This is a genomic window from Aquabacterium sp. (genome assembly GCF_016234775.1).
Taxonomy (GTDB): domain Bacteria; phylum Pseudomonadota; class Gammaproteobacteria; order Burkholderiales; family Burkholderiaceae_C; genus Aquabacterium.
In genome coordinates this window covers 1-4,680 of record NZ_JACRAH010000013.1, presented here as the reverse complement: position 1 = coordinate 4,680, position 4,680 = coordinate 1, and the positions used below count along the sequence as shown (strand labels likewise).

Genomic DNA, 4,680 nt, shown 5'->3' with positions numbered 1-4,680 from the left:
TGATCGCTCACAGCCAGATTGGCAGACAGGCGCCAGACCTTGCGGCCGGCGATGTCCAGCCCTTCGAAGGCTTGCGGGCTGGTGACTTCATGCACCAGATGACGGTCGATGTACAGCACGGCAGTGCCGTCTTCTTCGGTGTGGACGACGTGCTCGTCCCAGATCTTGTCGTAGAGGGTGCGTCCCATGATGCTCGATGCGCAAAGGGCCGGAAGGCCCCGAGTGGGGAAAAGATGACGATTTTAAGGCACCCGTGCGAAGAAATGCCCCACACGGAGGCCGGGTTTCCTTGTGGAAAAGGGTTTTCGGGTCGATTCGGCGCGCCGAATACAAAAAAACCCCGGCAAGCCGGGGTTTTGATAGTTTGAGACGAGCAGCAGATCAGCGCGAAGCGATCGGCTTGACGTCACGCTTGTCGGCGCCGACGAACAGCTGACGGGGACGACCGATCTTGTACTCGGGATCGCCGATCATTTCGTCCAGCTGGGCAATCCAGCCCACGGTACGTGCCAGGGCGAAGATGGCGGTGAACAGCTGCACGGGGATGCCGATGGCGCGCTGAACGATGCCGGAGTAGAAGTCGACGTTCGGGTACAGCTTGCGCGACACGAAGTAATCGTCTTCCAGGGCGATCTTTTCCAGGGCCATGGCCAGCTTGAACATCGGGTCGTTTTGCAGGCCCAGTTCAGTCAGCACTTCGTGGCAGGTTTCACGCATCAGCTTGGCGCGTGGGTCGTAGTTCTTGTACACGCGGTGACCGAAGCCCATCAGCTTGACGCTGGAATTCTTGTCCTTGACCTGAGCGATGAAGTCACCGATCTTTTCGACACCGCCATTGCGCTGGATGTCTTCCAGCATGTTCAGCGCGGCTTCGTTGGCGCCACCGTGAGCAGGGCCCCACAGGCAGGCCACGCCAGCAGCGATGGCTGCGAACGGGTTGGTACCGGACGAACCGCACAGACGCACGGTCGAGGTCGAGGCGTTCTGCTCGTGGTCGGCGTGCAGGATGAAGATGCGGTCCATGGCGCGCACCAGCACGTCGTTGACCTTGTACTCTTCGCACGGCGTCGCGAACATCATGTGCATGAAGTTCTCGGTGTACGACAGGTTGTTCTTCGGGTAGACGAAGGGTTGGCCGATCGAATACTTGTAAGCCATGGCCACCAGGGTGGGCAACTTGGCGATCAAGCGGATGGCGGCAACCTTGCGGTGCTCAGGATTGTTGATGTCGGTGCTGTCGTGATAGAAGGCCGACAGCGCGCCCACCAGACCGGTCAGCACAGCCATCGGGTGCGCATCACGACGGAAACCACGCAGGAAGAACTGCATCTGCTCGTTGACCATGGTGTGGTTGGTCACGCGGGCCACGAATTCCGACTTTTCCGTTGCATTGGGCAGTTCGCCGTTCAGCAGCAGGTAGCAGGTTTCCAGGAAGTCGCAGTTGGTAGCCAGTTGCTCGATGGGGTAGCCGCGGTACAGCAGCTCACCCTTGTCACCATCGATGTAGGTGATCTTCGAGTTACACGAAGCAGTGGACAGGAAGCCAGGGTCGTAGGTGAACTTGCCGGTCTGGCCGTACAGCTTGCGGATGTCAATCACATCCGGGCCGACTGAACCCTTGTAAATGGGCAGTTCCATGCTGGGGCTGCCGTCTGAAAACGACAGGGTGGCTTTCACGTCGGACGGTGTCATGAGCACTCCTAGGGGTCGGTCTTGTGTGGGAAAAATTATCGGTGACTAGGGATTATTCCTTAGCCGGCATTATGGGTCTTAGTCCACACCCTTCAGCCATTTGACTGAGGGGATGAATCCTGACGAACAAGCCAGACTCAGGCCTTGGCAACCCGCATCATCGACAGCACCTGCGTGACTTCTGAATTGACCAGATCACCTTCAGGCTCCTTGCGGGCCAAAAGCAGATCCAGCAGATCATTGTCTGACAGGTCCATCAACTGAAGCAAGCCTTGGACCAGGCCTGTTGTCAAACTATCGCCGTACTTGTCAAAAAACTTGTCAATGAACAAGTCGTTTTCAAGCAGCCCCCGACGACAGCGCCAGCGCAGACGCCTCAGCACATCCGCATCGGGTGCCTGGTCGGCTGCTGGGCTGGTGTCGGTCATCGGGGTGATTCTTAGAGGTCTAAAACAGTCGGGGTCGCGTGTCGATCAGATTGATCAAACAGCGCGCTTGACCATCAGTTCCTTGATCTTGCCAATGGCCTTCGTGGGGTTCAGGCCCTTCGGGCAGACATCCACGCAGTTCATGATGGTGTGGCAACGGAACAGACGATAGGGGTCTTCCAGGTTGTCCAGGCGCTCGGACGTGGCCTGATCGCGGCTGTCGGCGATGAAGCGGTAGGCCTGCAGCAGACCGGCAGGCCCCACGAACTTGTCGGGGTTCCACCAGAAGCTGGGGCAGCTGGTCGAGCAGCTGGCACACAGGATGCACTCGTACAGACCGTCGAGCTCTTCGCGCTCTTCAGGCGACTGCAGACGCTCTTTTTCAGGCGGCAGCGAGTCGTTGATGAGGTAAGGCTTGATGGAGTTGTACTGCTTGAAGAACTGGGTCATGTCCACGATCAGATCGCGGACCACAGGCAGACCTGGCAGCGGCTTGAGCACGATCGTGCCAGGCAGCGTGCGCATGTTGGTCAGGCAGGCCAGACCGTTCTTGCCGTTGATGTTCATGGCGTCCGAACCGCAGACGCCTTCACGGCAGGAGCGGCGGAACGACAGGGTCGGGTCCACAGCCTTGAGCTTGATCAAGGCGTCCAGCAGCATGCGCTCGTGACCGTCGAGTTCGATCTCGATGGTCTGCATGTAGGGCTTGGCATCCTTGTCCGGATCGTAGCGGTAGATTTGGAAAGTGCGCTTTTGAGTGCTCATGTTCGATTCCTGAAGGTTGGCGCTACGGGATCAGAAGGTACGGACCTTAGGCGGCACCGATTCCACGGTCAGCGGCGTCAGGTTCACAGGCTTGTAGTCCAGGCGGTTGCCTTCGGAGTACCACAGCGAGTGCTTCATCCAGTTGGCATCGTCGCGGTTCGGGAAGTCGTCGTGGGCGTGGGCGCCACGGCTTTCCGGACGGGCTGCAGCAGCCACCATGGTGGCTTGTGCGGCTTCGATCAGGTTGTCGACTTCCAGGGCTTCGATGCGGGCGGTGTTGAAGACCTTGGAGTTGTCCTTCAGGCCGATCGACTTGACGCGCTCTCGCACGGCAGCGATCTTCTTGACGCCTTCGTCCATGCTCTTTTGTGTGCGGAACACACCAGCGTGGGCCTGCATCGTGGCGCGCATCTCGTTGGCCACGTCTTGCGAGTACTCGCCGCTCTTGGCGCTGTCCAGGCGAGCCAGGCGCGACATGGTGAAGTCAGCAGCGTCCTTGGGCAGCGGCTTGTGCGCCTTGGTCTTGCTGGCGAACTCGACAATGTGGTTGCCAGCGGCGCGACCGAACACGACCAAGTCCAGCAGCGAGTTGGTGCCCAGGCGGTTGGCGCCGTGCACCGACACGCAGGAGCACTCACCCACGGCGTACAGACCGTTGATGATTTCGTTGGGCTTGCCGTTGGCGGGCACGACCACTTGACCGTGCACGTTCGTGGGGATACCGCCCATCTGATAGTGGATGGTGGGCACCACAGGGATCGGCTCCTTGGTGATGTCGACGTTGGCAAAATTATGGCCAATCTCGAACACCGAAGGCAGGCGCTTCATGATGGTGTCGGCGCCCAGGTGGGTCATGTCCAGCAGGACGTAGTCCTTGTTGGGACCGCAGCCACGGCCTTCCTTGATTTCCTGGTCCATCGAGCGGGACACAAAGTCACGCGGGGCCAGATCCTTCAGGGTCGGGGCGTAACGCTCCATGAAGCGCTCGCCATTGGCGTTGCGCAGGATGGCGCCTTCACCACGGCAGCCTTCGGTCAGCAGCACGCCAGCACCGGCCACGCCAGTGGGGTGGAACTGCCAGAACTCCATGTCCTCCAGCGGGATGCCAGCGCGGGCAGCCATCCCCAGGCCGTCACCGGTGTTGATGAAGGCATTGGTGGAAGCCTGGAAGATGCGGCCGGCGCCACCGGTGGCGAACAACACGGTCTTGGCGTGCAGCACGTGCACATCGCCGGTTTCCATTTCCAGGGCGGTCACGCCGACCACGTCGCCTTCAGCATCACGGATCAGGTCCAGCGCCATCCATTCCACGAAGAACTGGGTGCGGGCCTTGACGTTTTGCTGGTACAGCGTGTGCAGCAGGGCGTGGCCGGTACGGTCAGCCGCAGCGCAAGCGCGTTGCACGGGCTTTTCGCCGTAGTTGGCCGTGTGGCCACCGAATGGGCGCTGGTAGATGGTGCCGTCGGCATTGCGGTCGAACGGCATGCCGAAGTGTTCCAGCTCGTACACGACCTTGGGCGCTTCACGGCACATGAACTCGATGGCGTCCTGGTCACCCAGGTAGTCAGAGCCCTTGATGGTGTCGAAGAAGTGATAGTGCCAGTTGTCTTCGGACATATTGCCCAGCGAGGCACCGATACCGCCCTGAGCGGCCACCGTGTGCGAACGGGTGGGGAAGACCTTGGACAGCACGGCCACGTTCAGGCCAGCCAGAGACAGTTGCAGCGACGCGCGCATGCCGGAGCCGCCGGCCCCGACGATCACGACGTCAAACTTGCGGGTAGGAAGGGAAGTA

At 60.2% G+C, this 4,680-nt stretch carries 5 protein-coding genes; all 5 read right to left on the bottom strand.

Annotated features, from left to right (window positions below; all coding sequences use genetic code 11):
* The coding region (locus tag HY836_RS04475) for an aconitase family protein (RefSeq protein WP_290673970.1) at positions 1–188 on the bottom strand (188 nt) is incomplete at its 3' end.
* A 193-nt stretch (positions 189–381) separates the two neighbouring features.
* Entirely contained in the window at positions 382–1,692 is a 1,311-nt protein-coding gene (gene gltA / locus HY836_RS04470; protein ID WP_290673968.1) for a citrate synthase, read from the bottom strand.
* 137 nt (positions 1,693–1,829) lie between these two features.
* Positions 1,830–2,120, bottom strand: coding sequence for a succinate dehydrogenase assembly factor 2 (locus HY836_RS04465; RefSeq protein WP_290673966.1), 291 nt, complete (start codon positions 2,118–2,120; stop codon positions 1,830–1,832).
* Between the two features lie 54 nt (positions 2,121–2,174).
* Positions 2,175–2,885, bottom strand: coding sequence for a succinate dehydrogenase iron-sulfur subunit (locus HY836_RS04460; RefSeq protein ID WP_290673964.1), 711 nt, complete (start codon positions 2,883–2,885; stop codon positions 2,175–2,177).
* A 30-nt stretch (positions 2,886–2,915) separates the two neighbouring features.
* A partial coding sequence (sdhA, locus tag HY836_RS04455) for a succinate dehydrogenase flavoprotein subunit (protein WP_290673962.1) occupies positions 2,916–4,680 on the bottom strand: 1,765 nt, incomplete at its 5' end.

Excerpts from the sequence above, each read along its gene's own strand:
- gltA (WP_290673968.1), bottom strand. The coding sequence starts at position 1,692 with ATGACACCGTCCGACGTGAAAGCCACCCTGTCGTTTTCAGACGGCAGC.
- HY836_RS04465 (WP_290673966.1), bottom strand. The coding sequence starts at position 2,120 with ATGACCGACACCAGCCCAGCAGCCGACCAGGCACCCGATGCGGATGTG.
- HY836_RS04460 (WP_290673964.1), bottom strand. The coding sequence starts at position 2,885 with ATGAGCACTCAAAAGCGCACTTTCCAAATCTACCGCTACGATCCGGAC.